Below are 23,833 nucleotides of genomic sequence, written 5' to 3'. Positions count from 1 at the left end.
AGACGGCGTCCGCTTAAGTGCGATTTCAGTCAGGCTTTATGTCGCCATCGGCCTTGTGAGATTCGACATCGCCGCGCCTGAGGAAGTTGGGCTTGCGCTTGTCGCGCCATGCCTGCAGGAGCTTGCGTTCTTCGGGCGTGACGCTCTCGGCAATCTCTGCGAACGAGTTGTTGAGGCCGGCTCTGAACTGACTTTCAGTCTCCCTGAGCTTCACCAACGCAGTCTTCAGCTTTTCCTTGTCGAAGGGTTCGCTGGTCAGAATGGCATTGACGTCGAGCCAGGCGCCTCGAACGGCTTCGCGCTCGTCCTTCAGTGAGGCGCGAGCCTCCAGAACTTGCTTACGAAAAGCGTCCTGGTGCTCCGGCGGCAACTGACGCGCAAAAGCCAGCAGGCCGAATTCACCGCGCACGTGGCGCTTATTGAAATGCCAGGCCGCCGCGGCCATTCCGCCAATGAAAAGCAGATTCAGCGCCAGCGATACAATCAGCGCGGGATAGACCAGACGCGAACGTCTGGAAGCACTCGCATTTCCGTCGACCGTCACAGCATATCCTCGTCGAGCAAGAAGTCGGCATCATCGGTTTGGGCGACCTGACGCGACGCGTACGCTGAATTCGTTCCAAGAAGCGAACTGACGACACTCGACTGTCCTGCCAGAACGCCAAGAACAAGCGACGCCGCCAGCGCCGTCACGGCCCAACCCTGACGATGGTGCGGAACCGGCCGGGGTAATGACACCTGAGGCTGGGTGACAACCAGGCGCGGCTGATGCGCCGCAGCCGAAACAATCCGCTGCTTGAGACCGTCGAGACGCGAGGCATCATACTGCGGCGCGCGATCCAGGAGCGTGTCGAAAAGCTCCGCATCGCGAAGCATCTTTCGTGCCTCGCTGCTGTCGGCGATCAGGGCAGACAATTCGTGCCGGAGAGGCGCAGGCCAACGCGTGCGATCAGCGCCGTACGTGTCGAGCGCCGCCTCCAATCCGTCAAGCCCTGCAGGCTTCAGGTTCCGTGTCATTGTCTCACCGTCTCCCGCATATCAGGGCTCGCTGTCATTGCGCAGCGATTCCCAATCCGATTTCAAATCCGCCTTCAATTGCCTGCGTGCCCGGCTCAGCAGCGATTCCACCGCCTCATCCGAAACGCCGAGGATATTTCCAATCTCGATCTGGCTGAGCCCTTCGAAGTGAAAGAGCGTCAGCGCCAGACGTTGCCTTTCGGGAAGCTTCTGCATGGCGTCGCCGACGCGATGCTGAACGTCCTGACTTTCGAGAGCGGCCAATTGCTTGGCCGGCTCCGGCACCTCCGGCAATTCATCAACCACCTTCACGCGCCCCTGTCCGCGAACGCGGTCAAGGCACAAATTCGAAACGACACGGCGCAGCCACGGCCTGATGCCTGCCGGCCCGATCTCCAACGTCGCGCCCGAACGCCAAAGCCGCAAGAACGCCTCCTGCGCAACATCTTCGGCTTCGGCATCGTCGCGAAGCATCCGCCGCGCCACCGACACCATCGTTCCGAGATGCCGTTCCATCAGCACACCGAACGCTTGGCTGTCGCCCTGACCGGCCCCGGCGACAAGGACAGCCTCGTCGTTTCGGGTCTCGGCCGCAGGTCGCGGACGAGGTGGGCTGCCGTCGGTCTTGATCGCCGCCACGTATCCCCTCGACATGCTTTTCGCTGCCTACCTGGCTTTCGACTGCCGCTCGGCGCACAAGGTTAAGGTCCGGCGCCAGTTTGCATCATTCGATGATAGGAACGCCATAGGCGGCGCGATCCGTCGCTGCCGCGGCGCTCAGACGATCAGACGGTCGAAAGCACCGCGGATCTCTGCGAGAGCGTCTTTCAGCTTGCGTTCCAAGTCGTCGAAAGACTGGGCCTCGCCGGCCCGTACAAGCAGGGATTTCAAGCCTTTCGGAGCCGAAGCGGGATGGAACGGCCCCTCGAGCGTGAGGCGCAGAATTTGCGTCAAATCATGCAAAAGCTGCCCGGCCGCCGACAGCCGGCGATGCTCCTCGACCGGGATCAAACCTTCGGAGGCAGCCACATCCAGCGCCACCAGCGTCGTCTGATCGAGGATGCGCGGATGCTCGGCGGCGAACACAAGTTGCAGATGCTGAACAATGAACTCCAGATCGACGAGCCCGCCGCGCACCTGTTTCAAGTCCCAGATGTCGCTCGTGGCCTTTTCAGCTTCGATCCGGTTTCGCATGTCGCGGATATCGGCCGCGATCCGCGCCCGATCGCGCGGCACCGTCAGCACATTGCGGATTTCCGTTTCAACGCGTGCTGACAATTCCGGCGAACCGGCGATCACGCGCGCCCGCGTCAGCGCCATGTGTTCCCAGGTCCACGCCTCATTCGCCTGATAGCTCGCAAAACTCGAAAGCTGCGTCGCGACCGGACCCTTCTGGCCCGACGGCCGGAGACGCATGTCGACGTCATAGAGCGCACCCTCCGCCGTGTGCGCGGTGAGCGCCGTGATCAACCGCTGCGTCAGTCGCGTGTAGTAATGCTGCGGCGCGAGCGGACGCGGCCCGTCCGACTGTTCCGCGCCTCGCTCGAAATCGTAAACGAGTATGAGATCGACATCGGACGACGCCGTCATCTCGCGCCCGCCGAGCTTGCCCATCGCGATCACGACCGCGGAGCCGCCGGGCACGCGTCCGTATTCGACCTCCATCTGGCGGCCGACTTCCCGCAGCAGCCCGGCGATCAGACGTTCCGCAACGATGGCATAGGCGAGCCCCGCTCCCGCCGCCGAGATGCTTCCCGTCAGCGCCCTGACACCGATTAGAAACTTCTGTTCGCTGCCGATGATGCGTGCTGTGTCGAGCACCTCCTGCATCGGATCGCCGGTGCTTGTCTCGCGTGCCGTGGCGAACGACCGGATCAGCAGTTCATCGATCGCATCCTCGTCCAGGCGGCTACCGAGGACATGCGGATCGAGCACGGCATCAAGCAGACGCCGCCGCTTCGACAGGATATGCGCGAGACGCGGCGCCGATCCCATGATGTCGGCGAAAAGCCGGATCAGACCCGGCTGCGCCTTGAGCAGCGAAAAGAACTGCACGCCGCCCGGCAATTCCGACAGGAAGCGATCGAAGCTCGCGATCGCGGCATCGGGATCGACCGTATCGGCGAGAGCCGCGATCAGCAGCGGCTGGACTTCGGTCAGGCGTTCGCGGGCACGCGGCGACCTGACCGACGGAGTCCGGCCGTGATGCCATCCACGAACGATGGCGAGGACTTGAGCAGGCTGCGAATAGCCAAGGCGCTTCAATTCAGCCGCCGTCTGGGGGTCATCCTCGGCACCGCTGAAGACCATGTTCGAGCTTTCTCCGCTCAATGCCGGAGCATCCTCGAACAGTTCGGAATAGTGCCGTTCCACCGTTTCGAGTTTTGCCGTCAACTCGGCCGCCAGCTCGTTCGTGCTGGGATAGCCCGCGAAATGCGCGAACGCCTCAAGCGTCGCCGGGTTCGCGGGCAACTCGTGCGTCTGCTCGTCGGCGACCATCTGCACACGATGTTCGAGACGGCGCAGATATCGGTAAGCTTCGTCGAGTTCGGCACGACAGCCAGCCTTTACCCATCCTCGCTCCTCGAGTGCCGCAAGCGCGTCGAGTGTCGCCCGTACGCGCAAATCCGGTTGCCGACCACCCGCGATCAATTGCTGCGTCTGGACGAAGAATTCGATCTCGCGAATGCCGCCGCGTCCAAGCTTCAGATTTTGCCCAGGAACGGTGATCCCGCCGATCTCGCGATACGCATGAATCTGACGCTTCATGGCATGGATGTCGGAGATCGATGCGAAGTCGAGATATTTGCGCCAGATGAACGGCGACAATTCACTTAGGAAATCGTTGCCCGCGCCGATGTCGCCACCGATCGGCCGCGCCTTGATCATCGCGGCACGTTCCCAGTTCTGGCCAACCGTCTCGTAGTATCCGTGCGCGGCAGCCGTCGAAAGCGCAACCTGCGTTGCCCCAGCATCGGGCCGCAGGCGAAGGTCCGTACGAAACACATAGCCGTCCGGCGTCCGCTCATCGAGCAACACGACGAGGTCGCGCGTCAGACGAACGAAAAACGATTGCAGATCGCCGGAGCCTGCGAGGCGCGATTTCTCGCGGTCGAAGAAAACGATCAGGTCGATGTCGCTCGAATAGTTGAGCTCGAAGGCTCCGAGCTTGCCCATCGCCAAGACGAAGTAACCCGACGCCTGTTCAGGGGCGGTAACATCGGGCGGCTGCCACACGCCTTGCTCGGTCGCCTTGCGAAACAGGAAACGAACCGCGGCCGCGACGGCTGCGTCGGCGCATTCCGACAGAACACGCGTGACCGTCATCACCGGCCAGACGCCGCCGAGATCGGCAAGCGCCGTCAGCACCGCGACTTCGGTCTTGTATTTCCGCAGAACTTTTTTTGCCGCCGCCATGTCTGGCACCGCGCTCATGGTCTGAGCGAGGTCTCGCGTCATCGCCGCGAAGTGATCCTCAGGCACCTGTGTCAGAACGCGGCCGAGCCGTTCCAAATCGAACGTCGCCAGCATCGTCAGAAACAGCGAGCCATCGAACGTGCCGCGCAGCAAGTCAGCGACCTTCGGATCGCGAAGCACCGCGGCGAGCGCCGGGGCATTGGCTTCCGCCTCCGTCATGAGCGAACTCAAGCGTTCCGCTCCCCGCCCGTCAGGCGCGGAAACCGGGGCTTCGACGATGCGGGAGGCGAGGCTCGATTCGATGGGCTGGTCCATGCGCTTATTGTGCCGCATCACCGGCCGCCACGTCACTAGGCGTGCTGACGCCGCCCGGCAAAACTGACGTCAAGCATTTCCCGGACAACAGCACCACGACCTTGAGGCCAGGATGATTGTCCTCGAGCCGAACTTCTCCATGATGCAGCCGCGCCACCGCAGCGACAAGGCTGAGGCCGAGACCCGTCCCCGGCTGCGTGCGGCTGGCCTCAAGGCGCACGAACCGCTTGAGCGCCCGTTCCCGGTCCTCGGCCGCAATGCCGGGACCATGATCGCCAACGGAAAACGCCGGCCTGCCGTTCTGCCGATAGGCGCGAACTGTGATGGCGCTGCCCGGCTCACCGGCACGCGAATATTTAATCGCATTGTCGATCAGATTGGCCACCGCCTGCCCGATCAGCTGACGGTTGGCGCGAACGCAAACGCCCTTCTCAGCCTCGATCGATAACGCGAAGCCCGCCTCCTCGGCGGCCGGCATGTAGAGTTCCGTCACGTCCTCGACGAAGCGCCCGAGATCGAACGTCTCGACGCTGTCCTCGAGCGGCCCCGCCTCCAGGCGCGCGATCAGAAGCAGCGCGTTGAACGTTTTGATCAACTCGTCCGATTTCTCGATCGTGCGTTCCAGGCCCTCGCGGTAGGCTTCCGCACCACGCGGATCGCGCAACGCCGCCTCTGCCGAGTTACGAAGACGATTGATCGGCGTCTTGAGATCGTGCGCGATGTTGTCAGAAACTTCACGCAGCCCGCTCATCAAGCCTTCGATGCGATCAAGCATCTCGTTGAGGTTTCCGGCCAGTTTATCGAGTTCGCCGTTTCCGCCGCTCGTCGGAATGCGGCGCGTGAGATCGCCGTCGATGATCGACCGGCTTGTCGCCGTGATCGCGTCCATGCGGTTGAGAATGAGACGGCTGACGGCCAATCCGCCAATCAATCCCGCAACCGACAGAATGCCGAAACCGAGCAGAAACGCCACGCGGATCGAATCCGCGAAGGCGCGCTGATCTTCGATATCGCGCCCGACGATCAGGCGGACTTCAGGGCCGAGTTCGACCGGAATGGCGACGGCGAGATGTGCGTGCGCGTTGCCCGCTTCACCTGCCGGTTGATAGTTGAACACGCCACCGCGCGCGTTTTCGACCAGTTCCGGCGGTATGCGGTTCAGGTTGCCCGCGATCTTCACGCCGTTCTCATCGGAGAGATAATAAAGCCCGGCGCCCTGCAGTCGCGACATCGCGCTGACCGTCTCGGCAAGCTTCGGCCGGCCACCGGCTTTCATCTCCGACGCCATGATCCGGGCTTCTGCCGTCAGCACGCCGAGGACTTGATTGGTCAGGAGATTATTGGTCTGCCAGAACAGGAATCCGACGACGATGGCGGCTGCGAGAAGGAAAAAAGCAACCGCCGCCGCGCTCAATCCGAATGCCGTTGTCGACGCCGCCTTTGCGACGCGTTCAAGTAGGGCCGTCACGGATCGTATATCCTGCGCCCCGAACCGTATGCAGCAGCGGCTTGTCGAAATTCTTGTCGATCTTGGCGCGCAGGCGCGAGACATGCACGTCGATGACGTTCGTCTGCGGATCGAAGTGATAGTCCCAGACATGCTCGAGCAGCATCGTGCGCGTCACGACCTGCCCCGCGTGCTGCATCAGGTATTCGAGCAGGCGATATTCGCGCGGCTGCAGAAGAATGTGCTCGCCGCTGCGCGTCACGCGATGGGACAGCCTGTCGAGGACAAGATCGCCGACCGAGATGCGCGTCTGCTGCTCTTCCGGTGCCGTGCGCCGTCCAAGCGCCTCGACGCGTGCCAGCAATTCGGAATAGGCGTAGGGCTTCGTCAGATAATCGTCGCCGCCAGCGCGCAGACCTTTGACGCGATCGTCGACTTCGCCAAGCGCCGAAAGAATGAGAACCGGCGTGCGGTTGCCCTCGGCGCGCAAAGACTTGATGACCGAGAGTCCGTCGAGAAGCGGCAGCATGCGGTCGACGATCAGAACGTCGTAGGCGCCGTCCGTCGCAAGCGCCAATCCCGCTTCGCCGTCACCGGCGAGATCGGCTGTGTGCCCATTCTCTTTCAAAGACTTCTGAAGGAACTGCGCCGTTTCCCTGTCGTCTTCGATTACGAGCACGCGCATGGCGTTTTTCTGATCCTGGCCGTCTCTCGAACTACTGTTTAGCTGGGCGGCGTCCAAACGTCGAGGCAGCCCCGTCGTGTGGTTGACGGGGCTGCCCGAGCTTGCCATGGCGTTAACCTCAGCCCTTCTTGGTGGACAGCTGAACGGCCACAAACCGTTTCTGATCAGACGATTTGATGTGCAGCAGCACGGCTTTGCGCTGCAGACCCTGGGCTTTCTTCACCCCGGCCGACACGTCGTCAGGCGTCTTAACGGTTTCGCCCGAGACCTCGAGGATCACGTCACCGGCCTTGAGCCCCTTCTCGGCGGCGTCCGATGAAGGATCGACCTCGGCGATGACGACACCTTCCTGGTTCGAGCCGGAGCGCGCCGGCATCAGCGTCACGCCAAGCTGGCTCAGCTCCGTCTGCGCAGGCTTGCTGTCTTCCTTGTTGCTGTTGTTGTCGTTCTGGTCGTTGTCGCCGCTCAACAAAGCTTCAGCGTTCTTCGGGAAGAGACCGAGTTTGACGTTGATCACCTTCTCGGCGTTGTTGCGCCACACCTTGATGTTGACGGGCGAGTCCGGAGACAGCTCTGCGATCTTGCGTGCCAGGTCACGGCTATCGGCGACTTTGGAATCGTTGACCTGCAGGATCGCATCCTGCGTCTTGATGCCGGCAGCCGCGGCCGGGCCGTTCGCGGTGACTTCGCTGACCAGCGCGCCGTGTGCCTCGTTCAGACCAAGGCTCGAAGCCGTATCTTCGTCGACGTTCTGAATCTTGACGCCGAGCCAGCCGCGCTTGACCGTTCCGGTCGCCTTGAGCTGCGTCACGACCTCAGACACCGTCTTGGCAGGAATGTCGAACGCGATGCCGACGTTGCCGCCCGACGGAGAGAAGATCGCCGTGTTGACGCCGATCACGTCGCCATCGAGGTTGAAGGTCGGACCGCCCGAGTTGCCGCGGTTCACGGCGGCGTCGATCTGCATGTAGTCATACGGTCCCGATCCGATATCGCGCGCCAGTGCCGACACGATACCGGCCGTCACTGTACCGCCAAGACCGAAGGGATTGCCGACCGCCAGTGCCCAATCGCCGACGCGAGGTGCCTTGGTCGAGAACTTCACGGCAGGAAACGTCTTTGTGCTGTCGATTTTGAGAAGCGCAACGTCGGTCCGCTGATCGGCGCCGACGAGCTTCGCTTCATACTTCGTGTCGTCGTTATCGAAGGTAATGACAATCTTCGTCGCGCCATCGATCACGTGATTATTCGTCACGACATAACCGTCGGGCGAGATGACAAATCCCGAACCCTGGCCTTGAACGATCTTCGGACGCTCTTCCTGCTGACCGAAATCCTTCGGCAGATTCTTGAAGAAATCGTGCAGCGGATGATCCGGAGGGAGGTCGGGCATATTGAAGTTGCCGCCGCCACGCTTGTCGAATTTATCGTTCTTCTTGTTCTCGGCCAATTTCGAGGCGCCGCCGTCATTGACGACCGACACCGAGACGACCGCCGGCTTCACGCGCTCGATGAGATCCGCGAAGGAAAGCGGAGCGCGGCCCATCGGCGTTTCGATGGTTTGGGCGGCATTGGTGTCGGCCCGGACCGTGTAGGACGGAATGAAATAGCCAAATCCTGCCGTTGCGACGGCGGCGAGCGCCACAAAAGACGGAGCAATTTTCGTAATACGAGAGGTAGCAATCTTTGGCGCGCGATTGGGGAACAGCATCCCTTGGGTCTCCAAACTGAAATGGCCCTTGTAGGCTTGGCGATTACAGGTAATGGAGCGGGGATTACCGCAGGATGTCAGTCACGTTAACAGTTGGTAATCTGCATCCAGCCAGCGAAGCTGTCCGCTGCGAGCGTCGACAGTGCGAGAGGATCGCGCTCGCTAGCTTTGGTCGCTGGAAAGGATTTTCGAGAGCTTGTCTTTCTCGTCATCCGAAAGCGCCGCACTTGGAGCAGCCTTCGGTCTCGCCGCGGCCCGCGCCGCCAACGTCAGCCCCGCGATGAACACCAGAATGGGCGTCAGCCAGAGCAGCAGCGTCGACAACTGAAAGCGCGGCCGCAACAGCACGAATTCGCCGTAGCGAGCGACGACGTAGTCGATGACTTGTGCATCGCTATCGTGAGCCACGAGGCGTTCGCGCACGAGACGGCGCAAATCCGCTGCGAGTGGGGCATCGCTGTCATCGATCGATTCATTTTGGCAGACGAGGCAGCGCAACTCGGACGAAATCGTTCGCGCCCGCTTTTCCAGCGCGGGGTCGGACAGCATTTCACCAGGTTGAACGGCAAGCACGCCCGCAGCGTTGGCGACGATCGCCATCGCAAAAACCGCAATCGCAAATAGCCGCCGCATCGCGCGTTACTCCGCTGGAACGGCGATCGCACGCCGTCCCCGACCCGCCGGAACGCCGATCCGCAGCCGCCGGTCGGAAAGCGAAATGCCGCCGCCGAGGAACATGATCAGCGTACCAAGCCAGATGAAGCGCACCAGCGGATTGAAGTACGCGCGCACCGCGTAGCCTCCATCCGGCTGTGAATCGCCGATGACGAGATAGAGATCGCCGCGCCAGGACGCGTGGATGCCGGCTTCCGTTGTCGGCTGCGGCGGAGCATCGTAGAGCCGCTTTGACGGACGCAAACGTCCGATCGATGTGCCGCTGCGCATGACATCGAAGTCCGCGAAGTCTTCGCGATAGTTCGGCCCGCGACCGCTTTCGAAGCCTGTGAACTTCACGTCATAGCCAGCCACTGAAAGTGTCTGGCCGGGCTTCATGACGAGGATATGTTCCTCGCGATAGGCGCTCGTCGCGATGATGCCGACGACAAGCATGCCGACGCCGAAATGCGCAAGCAGCGTTCCGTAGGCGGAGCGCGGGAGATTACGAGCGCGTCGGAAACTTTCCGACACCGGCGCCTGAGCAAGCTTGATGCGGCTCGCCCATTCCGCAATCGCGCCCATCATCACGTAAACGCCGAGACCGATGCCGAACGGCGCCAGCCACGGGCCGCGATGGCCCACGGCATAGGTGGCGACGATCGCGATGATCGCGGCCAGCACGGCGAAAGCCAAACGCTGCATGACACCTGCGAGATCGCCGCGTTTCCACGCGAGCATCGGACCGATGGGAAGCGCCAGCAGCAGCGGAATCATCAGCGGACCGAACGTCGAATCAAAGAACGGCGGACCGACCGAAATTTTCTCACCCGTCAGACCTTCGAGCGCCATCGGATAAAGCGTGCCGACGAGAACGGTCGCGGTCGCGGTAACAAGCAGCAGGTTGTTCAGTACGAGGCTGCCCTCGCGGCTGATCGGCTGGAAGATGCCACCGGTCTGCATCTCGCTCGCGCGCAACGCAAATAGCGCCAGCCCGCCGCCCGTGAACAAAATCAGGATGGCGAGGATGAACACGCCGCGCGCTGGATCGACCGCGAACGAATGCACCGACGTCAGCACGCCGGAGCGCACGATGAACGTCCCCATCAGAGACAGAGAGAACGTCAGGATCGCGAGCAGCACCGTCCATACTTTCAGTGCTTCGCGTTTTTCCATCACGAGCGCGGAATGCAGCAGCGCGGTCCCCGCGAGCCAAGGCATGAAGGACGCGTTCTCGACCGGGTCCCAGAACCACCAGCCGCCCCAACCGAGTTCGTAATACGCCCACCACGACCCCATCGAAATGCCGATCGTCAGAAACATCCACGCGGCGAGCGTCCACGGCCTGACCCAGCGCGCCCATGCGGCGTCGATGCGGCCTTCGATCAGCGCGGCAATTGCAAACGAAAACGCGATCGAGAAGCCGACGTAGCCTGTGTAGAGAAACGGCGGATGAAACGCCAACGCAGGGTCTTGCAGGATCGGATTCAATCCGCGCCCGTCGGATGGCGCCGGGACGAGACGCAGAAACGGGTTCGACGTCAGGATCGAGAACAGCAGAAACGCGACGGCGATCGATGCCTGCACCGAAAGAACGCGTGCGCGCAAGCTCGGCGGAAGGTTCGTGCCGAACAGCGCGACGGCAGCGCCGAACAGGGCCAGGATCAGCACCCAAAGCAGCATCGAGCCTTCGTGATTGCCCCAGACGCCGGCCATTTTGTAGATCAGTGGCTTCGTCGAATGCGAGTTCTCCGCGACGTTCGCGACCGAGAAGTCCGACGTCACATAAGCGTGCATCAACGCTACGAAGGCGATCGCAAGCAGGATGAACTGCGAGACGGCGGCAGGCTCGGCGACGCGCATCATACGTTCGTCTTTGAGAGATGCGCCGGCCATCGGCAGGACGACCTGCACCACGGCGACGAGCAGCGCCAGGATCAATGCGAAGTGTCCGAACTCGATGATCATGGCATGGCCTCCTTAAGGCGTCTCGGTTTTGGCACCCGAGGGATGCGCGCCCGAACCAAGTTTCACGCCCCTTTCTTCCAGAGCGTTCGCGACCTCTCGCGGCATGTAATTCTCGTCGTGCTTGGCGAGCACGCTGTCGGCCTTGAAGTCGCCGTCGCCATCGAGCACGCCCTCGGCGACGACGCCCTGCCCTTCCCGGAATAGATCGGGCAGAACGCCGGTGAATGTCACGGGGATTTCCTTCAAGGTGTCGGTCACCTTGAATTTGATCGTCGTTCCCTCGCGCACGACCGAGCCGTTTTCAACGAGACCGCCGAGCCTGATGCGCTGGCCGCTCGGCACGCCCTTTTCGGCGATGTCGCTCGGCGTATGAAAGAAGACGACGCTATCCTTCAGCGCGAAGAGCACGAGGATCAGCGCGACCGCGAGCGTCGCAACGCCACCACCGATCAGAACGCCGCGCTTTTGTTTCCGTGTCATTCGATACCCGCTTCCATCGCGCTTCAGCCTCCAAGTCCGAGCTCGCGCGCGAGATCATCGACGCGCGCCAGGCCGACCTGATCGTTTTTGAGATTGGTCCGCGCATCCGACAAGGCCTTCACCGCATCGTCCTGTCGTCCGAGAACCTGATAGGCGCGAATGAGCTTCAGCCAGCCTGCCGCGTCCGTGCCGTCGGTTTTGAGGCGCGCCGCCAGCCCATCGACCATTTGCGTGATGAAGGCTTGGCGCTGCTCCGGCGTCATCGACATGACCGCCGACGGCGATCCCTCCGGAGGCCGAGGCATGGACGTGTCGCCCGCGTCTTTCTTCGGCAGCGCTAGCACCGAAGGCGGCTTGCCGTCTGCGGATGTCAGATTGGCGAGGCGCGCTTCGAGCATTTGCCGCCATGGCGCGTCGGTCGGCGCCTCCTCGATCAGCTTGCGATAGTCGGCTGCGGCTTCCGCCAGCTTGCCGTCCTGCTCCTTTGCGAGCGCCAGCCAGATGCGAGGTTCTTTTCTCTCGGGAGCAATCACCAGCAGACGTTCGAGCGTCTTGCGCGCGTCTTCCGGAATGACGCCGTTCTCGAGCCGGATTCTCGCGTTCGCGAAACCTTGCAGCCGGTCCGGGGATTCGCCGACGATGCGGATTGCGTTGGCGTAGGCGTTCGCCGCGTCGGCATAGCGACCCATCGCGTAATAGACCGGCGCGATCACGCCCCAGCCCGTACCGTCCTCGGGGTGCGCGCGAAGCCGCTCCTCGACCTTGGCGACGAGATCGTTCGGGTTGTTGGAGTTCTCTCGTTGCGCGAGCCGAGTGCTCAGCGGATCGCCCGGCATTCCCGGTGCTCCGTACGCGAGATAAAGCCCGAGGCTGACGATCGGCAGCGCGATTGACGTCAGGATCGACGCGTAGGCGGCAAAACTCGCCCGCTTAGGAAGCTCAGCCGTATCGATCCGGTCTTTGTCTGCGGTCGAGCGAAGCAGCCGCCGCGCGATTTCGGAACGGGCGCTTTCCGCTTCTTCCGACGCAAGAGTGCCGCTTGCCTCATCGGCTGCGACTTCCTTGAGCTGATCCTTGTAGACCGCGATATCGGCGGCCGCCGTGACGGCGTCCGGGTCCTCGACCGTTTTCGGCGAAGCTCTGAGCAGCGGGCGCGTGATGACAAGCGTCACCACCGCCACAAGACAGGCCACTAGGATCCAGAAAACCATCGCCGCGCGTTCCTCGACTTTAGAAACGGAATAGGATCGCGGCGGCGGGCAGGCAAGTCAGCACTGCCCGTTTCAGCGCTTCTGTCGCGGATGTGACTTAACCTCGATGGTGGCCACAGCGCACTTCTGCAGTGCACGCGGCGTCATCAGCCGACGCCTTGCCACGTCCCATCCTGACCCCGGCAGGCCGTGCCGCGCATCTGTTGCGGCCGTCCGTCGACGTAGACGGTATGCGTGTAGTCGCGGCAGTCGGCGACGCCGCGCTTGTAAGGACGGCTCGGAACAACCTCGCCGTAATGGCCGGTGTCGGGATCACGCCACTGGCGCGAAACGCCGGACTGTCCGCGCTCGAGCGCATCGAATTCCGCTTCCTCGGCAAGACGCCGGTCGCGTTCGTCGAGATTCTTGCCGATCTGGCTGCCGACAATGCCGCCGACGACGGCGCCAGCAACGGTCGCGGCGACGTTGCCGCTGCCCTTGCCGAACTGATTGCCGACGAGCCCGCCGGCGACGCTGCCGAGAACGAGCCCCGTATTCTGATTATCTATGCCGCCCTGGCCATTGCTGCACCCGGCCAGCATGGCGACCGCCATCAGCGGAATCGAAAAGCGCACGACGCGCATGGCGAACCTCGTTCCCGTTTTCCCTCGCGCCATGCCCGATGGGGCGACCCGATCCGGCGCGTGTCCCTTATGTTGGCTAGACCGATATTGTGCGCGCGACAAGGCAGAAATCCACCACAATTCGGGCGAACAAACGACACTTGTCGATGATGCCGTCCGGCAACACGCGAACCGAGCACAAATAACGGAACAACAGCCCTCTAGGCCGCCGGAAGCTCTAGAATGGCTTTGAGACCCCCATGCTCGGAGGCGTCCAATGCCAGGCTCCCCCGGTATGACGTGGCAAGATCGCTGACGATCGACAGGCCAAGTCCCGAGCCGGGTTTGGTCTCATCGAGGCGCAGGCCGCGCTTGCCGATCTTGGCGCGTTGCTCGGCCGAAAGACCAGGACCGTCATCCTCGATCGTGATTCTGAGCCGCTTCCGCCGAGGCGCAGTCGCCGGGGCATCGACGGTCGCCGCCAGATAGGCGTGGGCTTTGCCCCACTTGCAGGCATTGTCGAGCAGATTGCCGAGCATCTCCTCGAGATCCTGCTTCTCGCCCTGGAATTGCGCGCCGGGCTGCACGGAGAAGGAAATCGCGATGCCTTTTTCGCCGTGAATACGTTCGATCGCGCGCACCAGCGGCTCGACCGTGGGGTCGACCGGCGTGACACGGCCGATGGCGCCTGCCCGCGCGGCCATCCGTGCCCGGTCGAGATAATGGCTGATCTGATCGCGCATCAATTGCGCCTGCTCGGCGACTTTATCGCCAAGCTTCGAGCGATCATCGCGCGCCTCATTGGTGATCACCGCAAGCGGCGTCTTCAGGGCGTGCGCCAGATTACCGACCTGCGTTCGGGCACGTTCGATGATGTCCTGATTGGAATCGATGAGCGCGTTGAGTTCGGTCTGCAGCGGTTCGATCTCGGCCGGAAGCTGCCCCTCGAGACGTTCAACCTCGCCGGACCGGATGCTCGCCAGTCCACGCTCGATGCGGCGCAACGGCAAAAGTCCGAAGCGCACCTGAAACACCGTCGCCGCCAGAAGTCCGATACCGACCAGCGCCAGCGCGCTCGTCAGACGGGTGCGGAATTTCTTCACCGTCGCTTCGAACCAATCGAGCGGGCCCGCGACAATGATCGAGTATTTCGTGTTCTCGGGGTCATGCCCCGGAGAATCGATGAATTCGAGAATGCGGATTGTGGAGTTCGTCGGTCCCGGGACATTCATCCAGCGCGTGCCGGACGTGTCGGTCGGAAATCTGCGCTCATAGGGAGAGGGAAGCACGGCGGTCGCGAGCGAGGGAGAAACCAGCGTTCGCCCTGGTGCGCCGTCGATCGGACGGATCTGCCAGTACCAGCCGGACTGCGTCACCTCGAACAGCGGCTCGTAAAGGTTCGGCGGAATGACGGGAACGTCGCCGCTCGTGCCCATGCTGTCGACGGTGATCTGCGTCAGCAGTTTTCGGAGCTGCGCGTCGAAGCTCAGCTGCACGTCATCGCGATACAGAGAATAGATGATGTAACCCGCAAGCGGCAGCGCCAGCAGCGTCCAGGCCGCCGAGGTCGCGAACAGCCGCAACGCGAGCGAGTTAAGCCTCATCGGGTCCTTGGCTCATGCGATAGCCGAGACCACGGACGGTCTGGATGACGTCGCCCGGGATTTTTTTTCGCAAGCGGCCGATGAAGACCTCGATGGTGTTCGAATCCCGGTCGAAGTCCTGGTCGTAAAGATGCTCGACCAGTTCCGTCCGCGACACGACGCGGCCGTTGTGATGCATCAGATAAGCGAGCAGGCGGAATTCGTGCGACGTCAGCTTGACGGGAAGTCCGTCGCACGTCACGCGCGCCGACTTGGTATCGAGACGGATCGGTCCGCATTCGATTTCGGATTTGACATGACCCGAGGCGCGCCGGATCTGCGCCCGGACGCGTGCGAGCAGTTCTTCCATGTGGAACGGCTTGGCGAGATAGTCGTCCGCCCCCGCATCCATGCCGGTGACCTTGTCGCTCCAGCGGTCGCGGGCGGTCAGCAGGATGACCGGCATCTTGCGGTCGCTGCGGCGCCATTGTTCGAGAATTGAAATGCCGTCGATCTTCGGCAGGCCGATGTCCAAAATCACGACATCGTAGGGTTCGGTATCGCCGAGAAAGTAGCCCTCTTCCCCATCGGCTGCAGTATCGACGGCAAATCCCGCATCCGCGAGCGCCGCCGCCAGCTGGCGATTGAGATCCTTGTCATCCTCAACGACGAGCGCGCGCACGCTGATCCACTCCCCTCAATCCCGAATCCGCAAGTTGTAGGGGTGTTGGAGCAAATTCGCTACCCCGGCAACCGCTACTCTTCACCGGACTTTCGCAGTGATGATGGTGGTTCGGAGTTGTCCCGTCGGTCCACGGACGACAATGCGATAGAAATATCCGTCGGGGGAACGGCACAGGGTGGTTTTTACCAGTTCGCCGATCCCGTCGGCGGCGAGCGATTGCGAGACTTCCTGGACGGTTATGAGATTTTCCCGCCGGACGATCTGCCCGGCCATGCCCCAGTCGGTCAGGCAGTCTTCCGCGCGCGCGGCGCCGGGCAGCACCATCGCCGCCGCAGCCGTCACCGCTACTGCACCCATAAATCCGGTCATACGCATGTCTTCCCGACGTTCGACCGCATTTAAAGGTATCTCGTTGAACGGTCCATGAACGTCATGGACCGCGACGACGTGCCGGCCCGTACCGTTAATTTTTCCGCAGGACGAGCGGCGTGTCGGCCTTGAGGCGTCCGTAAATGGCCAGAGCCGTGCCAAAGAGCCCCGCGAGCGCCTGCGCGGCGGTCACCACCTGATCGCCGAAGCTCGTGATCAGATCCGCCGGGAGAACGATACCGACGGCCGGACCGAGAACCGGAATGACGGTCGCGGCCGCAGTAATCAGCGTACCCCACATCGTCTTTGAGTTCAGCCACCATTTGCTGTCGTCGCTGCTTGAAATTTCAGTCTTCGACTTTTCACCCATCTTGCCTTCTCCTTTTGCGATTTGCTGGGGCTCGATCAGCCCCCTGTTCGTGGCCTCGGCCGCCGCCCACGTGCGCGCCAGCGCCAGCGTTGCGTCGACCCGCTTCAGCCAGCCGCGCCCGAAGCGCCAGAAATGCGGAAGCGCGCGGTAGCGTGCGCGCCGTGTCTCGGCATAATCGTCGAGCAGATCGGCGAGGCTTTTGGCGCCGATCGCCGCGAGCGTCTCGGGACCGATTTCACCATCGACCGTGACGCCGGCGACGCCTTGCAGCATCCGGATCGCAGCGCCGACACCATGGTTCACGGCGGCATCGAAATGCATCAGCGCCAACGGCGCGGTGAAAACCGGACACGACGCCGGATCAAAGTAGCGTTGCCGGTAAATTGCGGTGACGATCGCATCGGGGATGCGCTTCAGCTCCGCGATCAGCCGCGCACGCGTTCCGTCATCGAGTGTTTCTTTTCTGAATTTCGCATAGACCTCGAGCGTGATGCCGCGATTGGTCGGTCCTCCAGGATCATAAGGATCATTCGAAAATCCGCCCTCCATCTCGAGCACGTGCGCGAGCACTCTCGAAAAAATCGCGTCGTCGCCCTTGCTCGCAGCCTCGACGTTTTCCTTGGGCCAGCGAAGCCCGAGAAGCCGCGCCTTGTCGAAGCTCGCGACCGTCACCGCATCGCCCTGATTGCCGCCGAGCAGATAGAGCTTGCCGTTCGTATCGCTGAGCAGGAAACCGACATGCCCGGCGTTCGGATCGTCGCCGCGCGACAACACCGCAACGGCACCGAAGCGCGCGTCATCGAGCCGGTCACCCCAATCGAGATACGACCGCGCGAGCAGCGATCCCGTCCCCGCATAACCGGCGCGCTTCAGCATGGCGCCGAGAAACGCGGCGCACCACGGCGTCGCTTCCGTTTCGACGTTCGTATCGCCGGCATCCCGGAAATAGCGCAGGATTTCGGGCGCATCCTCCTTGCCTGGAATTTCGCGCACGCCGAATTCGGCCCACGCGGCTTGAAGCCACGGCGGCTGATCCATGTTTTGCCTCTGAGACTATGTTGCCGGAAAATTTGAGCGCACGCTCAACGTTCGGAGACCAGCGCGAAGCGCGATCGTACTAGCCCCGCGAATATTGCGTCATCGCCTCTGCATCACGCTCAATTAGTCGCCCACCCCTAACCCCTCCCCGCAAGGGGGAGGGGAATTAAGCGCGCAGTTCGCATGTGCTCTCGTCCTTGCAAGAAGGAGAAGAACAGAGCAACGAATGTTCCCATGCGTTGCTTCCCCTCGACAGCGAGAAGGCCAGATTAAATCGCAACGCGCTTCCCCTTCTCCCCTCCCCTTGACGGGGAGGGGTCGGGGGTGGGGTGAACAGCTAGGCGGATCTCTACGATCAATCGCGATGACGTCACACCACCGCCGCGCGCGGAGCCCCCCTGCCGAACAGCATGTTGGTCTGATAGATCCTCACCGAAACTGCCGGCTGCAAGCTGCCGAAGTCGACGATCTGCTCGGCGCTTGTGTAGACCGCATTCGGAACCGCCACGGAGATCGTGCGCTTGACCGTCTCGCCGTCGAGAATATCGACCTCATACGTTTCGCTGTCTTCTCCGAGCGGCACCTCGGGAAGCTCCCAGTTGTCGCCACCCGTCCGCGTACGGCGTATCCACGAGATGTTGAGATCGCTCGCCGCACGCACGCCCTTGATATGCACGGGCGACAACGGCCGTCGGCCAAGTCCTTGATACGCGAACGGCGACGTCGCGTAGGATGCGTCTCCGATATCGCGATTGCCCGGACCATACCGCCAGTTGAGCGCGAGCTTGAAATCGCTGTCCTGCAGCGGAACCCGGCTCACGGCGCCATCGAGCATGACGAATGGCGCGCCCGCAGCGAGCACGTCGCTCATCGCGCCTTCGGTTCCGAACTGCCCGCGCAGCAACCGGCTCAGTTCATACGTCTCCGCATCGACGAGCGTCGCATCGAGAAACTGGATGATCTCCCAATCGCCCGCCTCGTTGCGCACCGCTGCGAGGTTTGCGCCTGCAAGTGTCGCCAACAGATCCGCCGATGCGAGTGTGCCATATGGCAATCGCACACGCACGCGCGCCCGATTGTCGATCAGGCCTTCCGGACCACTGAACAGCGGATCGAGCGTCGCCCCCAAGGTCGCCGGAGCACTCGCGAGCGCGCGCAACTGATACGCGGTCGTCTGCGGCGAGACGTAAAGCGCAACGCTGCCCGGCCACGGCTTTTGCATCGCCGCGACGTAACCGGACTGCGCATCGGCGGACATTGTCCACGACGGCAAATCCATCAGCATAACGGCCGGCGCTCCAACCTGCACGGGCGCTGGTTCGATCGCTGTCCGCGACGGCACGTCGATCTGATCGTAGACATCAGGATCGATGCTGAGCGCCGCGATCTCGCGAATGCCGCGCTCCGTGACATCAGTGAGGCGCAGCAAGCGATTGCGCCCTGCGATATCGACGGAAACGACATCGCCCGGTTCGAGCGCCAGCGTCGAAGGCGGCAAGCTGAACGACGCACGTTCGCGCGCGGCCCACGTCTCATACAGCCAGCTCTCGACGAGCGATCCCGCAAGACTGTCGTCGAGAACGATCGCCAGATCCGCTTCGGCGACACGCCCGCTGGCGCCTGTCAGCCGTCGCGCCTCGGCGACCGCTTGCTGATAAACGTCAGCGCTCGAAATGTACCGCACTTTCGCGCTCGCAGGCAGATCGGTTTCCTGAGCGCGCGTCACTTCGTAAAGCGGATCGCCCGCGCTCTCTTCGACAAGTGCGTCCGCCATTAGCGTCATCTCGGGCGAAGCGCGCCCGCGATGGCGAAAGACGATTTTGCCTCCGCTTTCGATACTATCGAAGAAATACGCAAGGCTCAGCGGCTGCAGCGTATCGCGCACCGACATCGTATCGTCGAGCACATAGCCCGGCACTGTTCCTGTCAGACCTGACGCATCGAAGTCCGCGAAGTCATTGTCCTTCATAATTTGCGCAACAAGATCGCTGAGCGACGCGCTGCCCAGCCGTCCATTGAGCCAATGGCCGAGCATCCAGTTTCCGCCGTCGCCCCAATACGTCGTCGCATATGGAAACGCCGGATACGGCCGCGCATCCCAGCAATAAACATGCATGCGGCTGAGATCGACCATACGCGCGCCGGTGAGTTCTGACACCGGATTGAGGCCCGGAATATAACCACTCTTGGTCCAGTCGAATGCGTCGCGCAGCGCTTCGAGAAAACGCGTCTGCATGAAGTCGTCGCGAATGCCGCGCGAATAATAGGGCAGCATCGACTCCGAGCTTTTCGGATCGACGAAGACGTTCGGCTGATTGGCGCCCTTGTCGACGGCGGGACAGCCGACCTCCATGAACCAGAACGGCTTCGACTGCGGCACCCACGCCGTCGCCGTCGCGCTTTCGACGCCGCCCGGACGATTGTAGTGCGCATTGCTCCACCATGAGCGGATGTCCTTGTAACGGAACACCCAAGGCTTCCCCGCACCATCGGTGATCGGCGTGCGGACCTGCGCGTCGCGATCGGCGGCCGACGCATAATACCAGTCGAAGCCCTCACCGCCCGCCACGTTCGATCGCAAGTACGCGCCGTCATAAATTGACGTAGCACCTGCGATGGCATCGAGATGATCGCGTCCGTCGCGCCAATCGGCGAGCGGCCAATAGACATCGACGCCGATCGCATCGATATTCGCCGACGCCCACAGCGGATCGAGATGGAAATAGACGTCGCCCGTTCCGTCACCAGGCTGATGCCCGAAGTATTCCGACCAGTCGGCGGCATAAAGAACCTTTGTCGCCCCGCCGAGGATCGCCTTGCAGTCGGCAGCGAGCGTGATCAGCGCGCTGACGAACGGATAAGCGTTCGCGCTGGAGCGCACGTGCGTCAGACCACGCAGCTCGGTCCCGATGACGAACGCGTCGACACCGCCCGCAGCTTTCGCGAGATACGCTTGGTGCAGAACCATGCGCCGGTACGACCACTCGTTCGGTCCGGAGTAATGAATCGTGCTCCCCGACACCGAGAAGTCCGTGCGCGACGCTGAGCCAACGAACGACGCGATCTGGCTCGCCGCAGCCGCAGTCTTGTCCGGCGTGCCTGAAACGCCCGGCGCCGGATGGCATGTGATGCGTCCACGCCAGGGATAGACGGGCTGACCGCTGCCGCCATAGGGATTGGCAAGCACATTGCCCTCCGCGATGTCCATCAGAATGAACGGCGTCAGTGTCACGCTCAATCCGCGCGCTTTGAGATCGGAGATCGCCGCAATCACGGTTTGATCGGAGGGCGTGCCGCCATAGGCTGCGTTGCCGCCGCGCGAACTGATCAGGTGCGCGTTGTTTCTGTTGCGACCCGCGACAGACCAGTTCAGCGGCGATGTCTTTTTATGCCGCGTCTCGACGCCGGGTTCGATCGTGCAGTTGCCGGCGCGCAAATCGGTTCCGAACCAGCTGACGATCAGCGACACGGACTTTGCATTGGGCAACGATACTTCGAGCTGATCGACGGCCACCTGCCAGTCGGTCGGACCAATCAACTGGTGGACGTTCTCCGACTGCGAGATGCCGTCGTCGAACGTCTGATGCACCGGCTCCGTGGCGTAGACAAACTCGCCGGAGCCCGGAATCATCACGACGCCGCGAACGTCCTTCTCCGTGCTCGAAATACTACGGAACACTTCGAACGAAAGCTGCGGCACGCGATTGCCGAACTCAGCAAGCGGCAAACGCTCAAAGACAATGTAGGCGACACCGCGATACGCTGGCGCGTTCCCAGTCCCATCGCGCGCCGCGATGAGACTGTCCGGCTCTTGCGTCTCTGTGCCGGTGTGCAAACGAAATGACGTGCGTGACAGATCGAGTTCCTGCTCGTCGGCCCAGATGCGCCCGATGCGCGTCACGACGCCCTCGCCGAGCGCCACCGCGAAATTCGCATAATAGCGATATTGCGTCAGCGTTGCGCCGCTACCCGAGCCGCCTTTGCCGCTGCCCGCCGACTCCGTCGATTTGACGATCTCCTCTTCGAGATCTGTCGCCCAGATGATCTGACCGCCGACACGCGCGCGTCCATAAATGCGCGGCAACGGCGAACCTTCCGTCGACGCCGTAACGCGAAGATCGCTGAGGCGCGGACCTTCGACGGCGCGACCCTGCCCAGAGGCCCCGAACAAAGCTGCATCGACATAAGCGCCCGCGAACGCACCGACCTGCGATCCAATCGTCGCGCCGGACAGCGCCACACCGAGGAAGCCGACACCGGCAGGAAGCACGCTGCTGCCGACCGCAGCTCCGACAGCAGCCAGGGCAAGCGTCGCCATGTCTCAACATCCTTCGTTCAAATCTGGAAACCGGAACGCACCGGCCACGCGCCGTCGCCACCAGTGCGAAAACGACACTTCGCAGACCGACGCACCTTCCATCGCGTGGATCATCGTCAAAGCGCTGGCGACGATGGCCGCATGCTTCGCAACGACGCCTGCACGCAGCCGAAACACGACGACATCGCCCGGAGCGAGTTCCGGCGCTTCAATTTTTTCGAGATGCCGCGCCGCGGCAGCGAGCATCGTTTCCTCGCCGCCGGCTTCCGCCCAGTCGCGACTGTAGGCGGGCGGCATCTCCGCATCCAACCCGTAGACATCGCGCCAGACTCCGCGCACGAGGCCGAGGCAATCCGTTCCGATGCAACGGACGCTCGCCTGATGATGATAAGGCGTGCCGATCCAGAGGCGCGCCGCCTCGACGATGCCTGCGCGCGTCGCTCTTGCTTGCATCGATCAGCTCCGGCGTCCGACCTGCGTCAGGAATTTGTTGCCCGGCATCGACGGAAAGCCGCGAAAATTGATCACGTTCGCAAAGCGCGCTTTGCACGTCTCGACACGCTTGTCGCATCCGGCGGTGACAATGAAGTGGTCGCCCGCGGCAGGGATGCCTTCGGCGTCCGTCCACAGCTCGATGGCATCGGCGCCTGCGAGCTTCGCATGCGATTTGACTTCGATCTTCAATCCGTCCGACGCGCCAGATGTGAACGTCAAAAGCCCGCGCGCGAAAAATCCGCTTGCGAAACTCCCGAGCCCCGACACGGTGAAGCGACGCGCCGAAGCCGCCGAAACAACTGTTCCCGTACCGCAATAGGCTGGCGACGAGAGATCGACCTTGCAGCGCGCGTCCCCGAGATCGGCGTCGCACGTCAGCTGCAAAAGCCGGCCCTTCGGCTGCTGCAGATAATGGGCGAGACCGCGCAGCTCCGCCGCAAAGCTCGTTCCGCTGCGACGCACTTCGCCGATGCTTCCCGAACGCATCAGCACGCGCTGACTCGTGTCGTTCCAGTTGACGCGATGGATTTCGACGCGCGCATCGTCATAGCGCCCCGCCGCGAGATCGGCGTCCGTCAACGTCGCCGACGACAGCGCGCCCGACACTTCCAGGTTGTCGACGGCGAGGCCAAGGCCGTCCTTGATGTCGCTTGCGGTGAAGCCGCTCGCTGCCTCATACGTCGTGCCGTCGAACGTCAACGTCTTGTCGTGATCGGTGAACCCCATCACGACGCCGTCGCGGCGCGCGATGCGCCAGCACCAGCAGAGCCTGGTCGCTCCCGACGCGAGGTGCGCAGTGAACTCCGGAGAAAGCGCTTTCATAAACGCACCTCCACAATCGGAATATTCGGAATAGCGCCCGACGTGAACCCGGAGAGATTGATTTCCAGCTTGTCGGTGTCAAAACGCACAGGCACGTCGAATTCGAATCCCGCCGTCACGCTTTGTCCCGCAGCGGGGATGTGTCCTGCGAGAAACGTCACGACGCCGGTGGATGGATCGACTGCGAAGTCCGTCCCGCTCACACGCTCGACACCCGCGACGGCGATGCTCACCGTATTCGCAACCGGCTTTTTGATATCGCGCGCCCACGGAGCAAACGCAGTTCCATATATTCTGCGCAGCTGAAACTCTGTCTTCGCTCCGTCGCCACTGCCGAGATCCTGATCGAGCGGCGACACACTCGCGTTCGGCGCGCACGATTTCCAATCCATCGGATCGCGCCAGCGAAACGCGTGCAGCCGGCCGCGCCGTTCCTCGAAGAACGCGATGATCTGATGCAGATCGTCGAGCGACTTGGCTCCGTAGCCCGCATTATAGCTGCGACGGCTATCGGCCCAGCGGCTGTTGCGCTCTTCGTATCCGGAGCCCAGCACAACGACATCGGTGCGTCGCTCCGGTCCGCCTTGCGCATTGCGCGAGATCGCCGTCGGAAATCTGACGTCATGAAACGACATGAGATCACTTC

At 62.5% G+C, this 23,833-nt stretch carries 20 protein-coding genes; all 20 read right to left on the bottom strand.

Annotated elements, in window-relative coordinates; all coding sequences use genetic code 11:
* Positions 1 to 25: 25 nt before the first annotated feature.
* The 20 genes from HDEN_RS05650 to HDEN_RS05555 all read right to left on the bottom strand — a co-directional run bounded on the left by HDEN_RS05650 (position 26) and on the right by HDEN_RS05555 (position 23,822).
* Positions 26 to 544 (bottom strand): periplasmic heavy metal sensor, encoded by a 519-nt coding sequence (locus tag HDEN_RS05650; protein ID WP_013215168.1) that lies wholly within the window; start codon positions 542 to 544, stop codon positions 26 to 28.
* Positions 541 to 1,017 (bottom strand): hypothetical protein, encoded by a 477-nt coding sequence (locus HDEN_RS05645; RefSeq protein WP_013215167.1) that lies wholly within the window; start codon positions 1,015 to 1,017, stop codon positions 541 to 543. The genes HDEN_RS05650 and HDEN_RS05645 overlap by 4 nt, the downstream gene beginning before the upstream one ends.
* 21 nt (positions 1,018 to 1,038) lie before the next feature.
* Complete coding sequence (locus HDEN_RS05640) at positions 1,039 to 1,671, bottom strand: sigma-70 family RNA polymerase sigma factor (RefSeq protein WP_041921564.1); 633 nt, start codon at positions 1,669 to 1,671, stop codon at positions 1,039 to 1,041.
* Positions 1,672 to 1,794: 123 nt separating this feature from the next.
* On the bottom strand, positions 1,795 to 4,749 hold the full coding sequence (locus HDEN_RS05635; protein ID WP_245256738.1) for a bifunctional [glutamine synthetase] adenylyltransferase/[glutamine synthetase]-adenylyl-L-tyrosine phosphorylase: 2,955 nt from the start codon (positions 4,747 to 4,749) through the stop codon (positions 1,795 to 1,797).
* Positions 4,750 to 4,753: 4 nt separating this feature from the next.
* Positions 4,754 to 6,217 carry a sensor histidine kinase gene (locus HDEN_RS05630; RefSeq protein ID WP_013215164.1) on the bottom strand — a complete coding sequence of 488 codons (1,464 nt, stop codon included), beginning with the start codon at positions 6,215 to 6,217 and terminating at the stop codon, positions 4,754 to 4,756.
* Positions 6,201 to 6,881 (bottom strand): response regulator transcription factor, encoded by a 681-nt coding sequence (locus tag HDEN_RS05625; protein WP_049775191.1) that lies wholly within the window; start codon positions 6,879 to 6,881, stop codon positions 6,201 to 6,203. The genes HDEN_RS05630 and HDEN_RS05625 overlap by 17 nt, the downstream gene beginning before the upstream one ends.
* 118 nt (positions 6,882 to 6,999) lie before the next feature.
* The gene (locus HDEN_RS05620; RefSeq protein WP_013215162.1) at positions 7,000 to 8,592 is read right to left on the bottom strand and encodes a Do family serine endopeptidase; all 1,593 of its coding nucleotides are present in this window, start codon (positions 8,590 to 8,592) and stop codon (positions 7,000 to 7,002) included.
* 162 nt (positions 8,593 to 8,754) lie between these two features.
* Positions 8,755 to 9,225 carry a cytochrome c-type biogenesis protein gene (locus tag HDEN_RS05615; protein WP_013215161.1) on the bottom strand — a complete coding sequence of 157 codons (471 nt, stop codon included), beginning with the start codon at positions 9,223 to 9,225 and terminating at the stop codon, positions 8,755 to 8,757.
* A gap of 6 nt (positions 9,226 to 9,231) precedes the next feature.
* Positions 9,232 to 11,214, bottom strand: a complete 1,983-nt coding sequence (locus HDEN_RS05610; RefSeq protein ID WP_013215160.1) for a heme lyase CcmF/NrfE family subunit — start codon at positions 11,212 to 11,214, stop codon at positions 9,232 to 9,234.
* Between the two features lie 12 nt (positions 11,215 to 11,226).
* Positions 11,227 to 11,694: a cytochrome c maturation protein CcmE gene (gene ccmE, locus HDEN_RS05605; protein WP_013215159.1), complete on the bottom strand. Its 468-nt coding sequence runs from the start codon at positions 11,692 to 11,694 to the stop codon at positions 11,227 to 11,229.
* A gap of 23 nt (positions 11,695 to 11,717) precedes the next feature.
* Positions 11,718 to 12,905, bottom strand: coding sequence for a c-type cytochrome biogenesis protein CcmI (gene ccmI / locus HDEN_RS05600; protein WP_013215158.1), 1,188 nt, complete (start codon positions 12,903 to 12,905; stop codon positions 11,718 to 11,720).
* 146 nt (positions 12,906 to 13,051) lie between these two features.
* A complete protein-coding gene (locus HDEN_RS05595; RefSeq protein ID WP_013215157.1) occupies positions 13,052 to 13,528 on the bottom strand; it encodes a glycine zipper 2TM domain-containing protein in 477 nt (158 codons plus the stop codon).
* Positions 13,529 to 13,728: 200 nt separating this feature from the next.
* Positions 13,729 to 15,111 (bottom strand): sensor histidine kinase, encoded by a 1,383-nt coding sequence (locus HDEN_RS05590; protein ID WP_013215156.1) that lies wholly within the window; start codon positions 15,109 to 15,111, stop codon positions 13,729 to 13,731.
* Positions 15,101 to 15,772 carry a response regulator transcription factor gene (locus tag HDEN_RS05585; RefSeq protein ID WP_013215155.1) on the bottom strand — a complete coding sequence of 224 codons (672 nt, stop codon included), beginning with the start codon at positions 15,770 to 15,772 and terminating at the stop codon, positions 15,101 to 15,103. The genes HDEN_RS05590 and HDEN_RS05585 overlap by 11 nt, the downstream gene beginning before the upstream one ends.
* Positions 15,773 to 15,853: 81 nt before the next feature.
* Positions 15,854 to 16,144 (bottom strand): hypothetical protein, encoded by a 291-nt coding sequence (locus HDEN_RS05580; RefSeq protein WP_013215154.1) that lies wholly within the window; start codon positions 16,142 to 16,144, stop codon positions 15,854 to 15,856.
* A gap of 94 nt (positions 16,145 to 16,238) precedes the next feature.
* Positions 16,239 to 17,552 carry a TIGR02594 family protein gene (locus tag HDEN_RS05575; RefSeq protein WP_013215153.1) on the bottom strand — a complete coding sequence of 438 codons (1,314 nt, stop codon included), beginning with the start codon at positions 17,550 to 17,552 and terminating at the stop codon, positions 16,239 to 16,241.
* 370 nt (positions 17,553 to 17,922) lie between these two features.
* Entirely contained in the window at positions 17,923 to 21,870 is a 3,948-nt protein-coding gene (locus HDEN_RS05570) for a baseplate multidomain protein megatron (RefSeq protein ID WP_013215152.1), read from the bottom strand.
* 3 nt (positions 21,871 to 21,873) lie between these two features.
* Entirely contained in the window at positions 21,874 to 22,323 is a 450-nt protein-coding gene (locus HDEN_RS05565; protein ID WP_013215151.1) for an NlpC/P60 family protein, read from the bottom strand.
* 3 nt (positions 22,324 to 22,326) lie between these two features.
* The gene (locus HDEN_RS05560) at positions 22,327 to 23,187 is read right to left on the bottom strand and encodes a DUF2163 domain-containing protein (RefSeq protein ID WP_013215150.1); all 861 of its coding nucleotides are present in this window, start codon (positions 23,185 to 23,187) and stop codon (positions 22,327 to 22,329) included.
* The gene (locus tag HDEN_RS05555) at positions 23,184 to 23,822 is read right to left on the bottom strand and encodes a DUF2460 domain-containing protein (protein ID WP_013215149.1); all 639 of its coding nucleotides are present in this window, start codon (positions 23,820 to 23,822) and stop codon (positions 23,184 to 23,186) included. The genes HDEN_RS05560 and HDEN_RS05555 overlap by 4 nt, the downstream gene beginning before the upstream one ends.
* Between the last annotated feature and the right edge of the window lie 11 nt (positions 23,823 to 23,833).

The organism is Hyphomicrobium denitrificans ATCC 51888, assembly GCF_000143145.1.
In the GTDB taxonomy this organism is placed as follows: domain Bacteria; phylum Pseudomonadota; class Alphaproteobacteria; order Rhizobiales; family Hyphomicrobiaceae; genus Hyphomicrobium_B; species Hyphomicrobium_B denitrificans.
Note: the sequence above shows the minus strand (reverse complement) of the source record. Positions and strands in the feature narration are given on the sequence as shown.